4 protein-coding genes are annotated in these 3947 nt (G+C 53.4%); 3 read left to right on the forward strand and 1 reads right to left on the reverse strand.

The window, feature by feature from the left end; genetic code table 11:
- Positions 1-380 precede the first annotated feature (380 nt).
- Positions 381-1160: a transposase gene (locus EZI54_RS23135; RefSeq protein WP_242674577.1), complete on the reverse strand. Its 780-nt coding sequence runs from the start codon at positions 1158-1160 to the stop codon at positions 381-383.
- 476 nt (positions 1161-1636) lie between these two features.
- Between EZI54_RS23135 and EZI54_RS23140 the strand changes: the two genes are divergently transcribed.
- From EZI54_RS23140 to EZI54_RS23150, 3 genes are all read left to right on the forward strand, one after another.
- Positions 1637-2629, forward strand: coding sequence for an S-type pyocin domain-containing protein (locus EZI54_RS23140; protein WP_131484228.1), 993 nt, complete (start codon positions 1637-1639; stop codon positions 2627-2629).
- Positions 2626-2886 carry a bacteriocin immunity protein gene (locus EZI54_RS23145; RefSeq protein ID WP_131484229.1) on the forward strand — a complete coding sequence of 87 codons (261 nt, stop codon included), beginning with the start codon at positions 2626-2628 and terminating at the stop codon, positions 2884-2886. Before EZI54_RS23140 ends, EZI54_RS23145 begins: the two co-directional genes overlap by 4 nt.
- A 358-nt stretch (positions 2887-3244) precedes the next feature.
- Positions 3245-3562, forward strand: a complete 318-nt coding sequence (locus EZI54_RS23150; RefSeq protein WP_131484230.1) for a thiol-disulfide oxidoreductase DCC family protein — start codon at positions 3245-3247, stop codon at positions 3560-3562.
- The last annotated feature ends 385 nt before the right edge of the window (positions 3563-3947 follow it).

Below are 3947 nucleotides of genomic sequence, written 5' to 3' on the forward strand. Positions count from 1 at the left end.
GCATCAAAGGATTTCAGCTTCTGGAACTGGTCGTTAACAACGTCGAGTTCCGGGACGGAGAAGCGGTTGAGCAACAATCAGACAGGAACGCTGCCTGATGTTCATACACCAGATTTGACGATAACTCTATAACTAATAGGACACCCACCTCAAACCACCTACCCACCTCAAACCACCTCAAATCCCGGCACTATTACTCCAATCGAACGACAGCCCCAGCCGAAACGCCTCTGTATGCCCCCAAAATTCGATCAATCAGCTTTAAATAGCCGCCAATGGGCCGCTAAATAGAAAAAGGTCGTTTTTTAGACAACAGCTATCCAATCTCCCCTCAAAAAGGGCAGACATCATCAAACAGAGTGGGAACGGTTAAAAAGACGCTATCCCAGCAGTACCTGGCAACTGCCAAGCCCAACGGTCCTTCGGTAACCGAGTTGCTGGCAGGCAGCCTTCAGGCTTAACGCTGTGCCGACCAGCCCCTTGAAGCGGCTCTCAAACCGGCGACTCATGTAGAGCCAGTGCTGAGGATCTATGGCGAGACGCTGGAGGATTGGAGGTAACACCTCGGGAATATGGCCTTTCTTGTCATCTCGAAGCTGGCGGCCGGTCCAGTCCACCAGTTCCAAGTAATCCTCCAGCCGGAAGGGCAAACCGGTCGGCATGTCTTTTCGGGGGTAACCGGCAAACGGGAACAGCCCACTGGGCTGACGATGGGCTTCATGAAGGTGCTGTCGCACCCGGGCTCTGACGGAGGTGAATTCGCTTGCCTCCGGCGTCCTGGCGATGCCGGCCCGTACCGGGTTGAGATCGACGTACGCCAGACAGGCAGCGAGGGCCTGCTCATCCAGCAAGGCCTGCGACTTGAATCGGCCCTCCCAGAATCGGCCGGTACAGCCGTCCTCCAGGTTGGCGCGACGGGCAATGTCTTCATTTAGGCAGCGCATGAACCAACTGATGTCGTGTAACCGTGCCCGCCAGGTCTCCGCCTGCTCTTCCAGTTTGCGCTGCTCGATGTCGCGTAAGGGTTCTCCCCGCAAGTAACGTTGGCTGAAGAGAGTGCCCTTGAACAACTGGTGCCACCGCTCGACCGTCATCCTGAGTGACCACTGCTCCGCTTCGGCCCGGTTGATGTGCAGGACCACATGAACATGGTTACTCATGACGGCATACGCGCAAACGTCCAGGGCGAATACCTTTGCAAGCTTCAATAGCCGGGATTCAATCCAGGCCCTTCGGTGGGAGAGATCCTGACCCGTCAACGGATCCTGGCCGCAGAGGAAAGCGCGGCGGACACAGCGGCTGACGCAGTGATAATACGGTGTCGCTTCGACGGCGACTTGGGCGCTCCTTGCCCGGGGCATTGGCAGATCCTTTTCTCGAAAACTGTATAAAAAAACAGTATCAGATATAGATCAGCCGGTCCATGGTTTCGATGTTGCCCCTCGATGGGTGTCCCGGTTTTGCCCCCGGTGACGATTTCCGAGAATTTCACCCTGCCGCCGTTGGGCCCAAAGGTGTTCGCCAAGTCCTGTACCCGCCCACATGGCGATACCCACAGCAATGATGATGAAGAAAAGGCCACCAACTTTGGCTCCATGGCTATTCTGGCACCTGCCATGGCAACCGGTGCCGGGGCTTGGGAGCAGGTAATTTTCACCTGCTTGATACCGTGGCCGGATCAGCGAGGCGTCTGCCGCTGAATTGGGGCATGGCTGCAAGGTTGGTGGCGGGCCTGGCCTCCGGCGCTAACGTTCTGTTGCTCGCGTTCTGGCCCGCCAAACTGGCGGATGGCACCTTGTATACCCAGGAAGAACTGGAGCAGATGGATGAAAGCGCCACTCGGGTGCGCTTCCAGCTCTATGAGGATGACGATGGTCGCCTACAGGTAGCCGGCTACCACACAGGGGAAAACAGTAGTTACGGCGACCGGGTGAAGGTAGTCAAGGCCACAGCGATGGGTGAGCGATTCGAAGTTGCCGTGGACGATGACCTTACCCTTGTCTGGTATCCGGACGAGAGCGGAAACAGCCCCCGGACCAACACTGCCTTTCCCGCCGACACCGGTATCGATCCATTCTCTATCCTGGTGTTGCCCATTGAGGAAAATGGCCAGGAAATTAACCCGCCGGTCTACCCCAACCCGGCGGAGGAACAGGTGGAACTGATTGTCACTTTCCCGGCGGACAGCGGGATCGAGCCGTTGTACCTGGTATTCAGGAACACTGCCCGGAATGAGTCCGGGGTGGTCACCGGCTACGGCGAAGATGTCACAGGGATCTGGCTGGAACAGGCCAGCGAAGGGCTGGGAGCGCCCGTACCCTCGCAGATTGCTGATAGGCTGAGGGGGCGGGAGTTTTCGAGTTTTGATAAGTTTCGGGAGGCGTTTTGGTTGGAGGTTTCGCAGGACAAATCGCTATCGCAACAGTTTCCTGAAAATGCATTGAGTACGATGTCAAACGGCCGAGCTCCATTTTGTAGAAAAAAAGATAGAGTCGGTGGGCGTGTGAAAATCGAGCTTCACCATGTAGATGAGATAAGAAATGGCGGGAAAGTATACGATATAGACAACTTAAGACTCGTTACTCCGAAGAACCACATTCATCTTCACCAAAGAGGCATGAGCCAATGAGTTCGGATATAACAAAATATAGTGAAAGTGATTTTTTTGATTTGGTCAAAAGGATATGTGTTGATGATTATGGTACGGAGCAGGAGCATATTGAGGCAGTGCTATTATTTGAAGAGCTGTCTGAACACCCCGATGGAAGTGATTTGATCTTTTATCCTGATGATCCCAAAGACGCAACTCCGGAACGTATTACCCAAATCATCAAAGAATGGCGAGTAGCCCAAGGTCTGCCAGGATTTAGACCGGATTCCTCATGAAGTGTAAGGGAATGAAACGGTCACAAGACTTAATAGGACACCCACCTCAAATCCCAGCACTACTACTCCAATCGAACGACTGCCCCAGCCGAAACGGCTCAAACTGGCCCGGATGTCGACCGATCAGCTTTAAACAGTCACCAACAGACCGTTAAATCGGCAAAGTCGTTTTGTTGACAGTAGGTATCCGATATCCCCTCGAAGAAGGCAGGAATCGTCAGGCAGTGTCCTGATTTGGACTCTTCTGGAAATACGACCCATTCTTGAACTCTGGAGCATTCGAAATTCATCATTGAAAACGCTGCCAGTTTTTACTTGGGAGCGTCGTTGGCAACGGGCCCAACTCTGGAGTCACAACATGACGAAAGTAGCTTTGTACTACAACCCAAACTGCCCCGATTGTGTGCGTCAAGCGAAACGCACGGCTCAAATGGATTGGCTCGGTCGGGTCGAACTGTTAACGGAGGACTCACCATTGGGAGAAGTCCCCATTGGCGAGATCGTTGTCGTTGAAAAACAGAGCAATGAAATCTACACAGGCATCTATGCAACCCGCAAAGTCTGCTTACAGGTCCCCTTGTTTTTCCTGTATGGACTTGTTCTTTATCTTTCACCAATCCGAAAAATAGCGGGAAGAAAAAAACAGGGATGCAATGGGGATGCCTGTGACATCTGACAAGTTCACGTTACTGGCCATAGCGGTATTGCACCTGATCGTACAGGTTACTCATGGTTATAGTCATGTTGTCGCAGATGTCCGAAACACGCCCTTGCAGCTGGTATTTATTCTGCTTGTCATCACAATCGCGCCATTGGTGGCGGTCTATGTTGCCTGGAAGGGAAATATAAAACAGGGTGCGGGACTTTTCGCTTTATCCATGGCAGCGTAAGCGTTCATTCCACGACGTAGTTGACCTACTTCACGTCACGTAGTGGCCTCAATAACTCCGGCGAGACCTTGTATTGCTTGGTGCCATCCTCGGCCAACACGATCACACTCTTGCGGTTGATCTTGGTGACGATCCCCAACACCGGGCCCTCCCGGCCCTCGAAGGTCACCT

The sequence above is a fragment of the Marinobacter halodurans genome, assembly GCF_004327985.1.
GTDB classification, from domain to species: Bacteria; Pseudomonadota; Gammaproteobacteria; order Pseudomonadales; family Oleiphilaceae; genus Marinobacter_A; species Marinobacter_A halodurans.

Bases quoted from the DNA above. Each gene is read 5' to 3' on its own strand.
- EZI54_RS23135 (WP_242674577.1), bottom strand. From the start codon at position 1,160: ATGAGTAACCATGTTCATGTGGTCCTGCACATCAACCGGGCCGAAGCG.
- EZI54_RS23150 (WP_131484230.1), top strand. From the start codon at position 3,245: ATGACGAAAGTAGCTTTGTACTACAACCCAAACTGCCCCGATTGTGTG.
- EZI54_RS23145 (WP_131484229.1), top strand. From the start codon at position 2,626: ATGAGTTCGGATATAACAAAATATAGTGAAAGTGATTTTTTTGATTTG.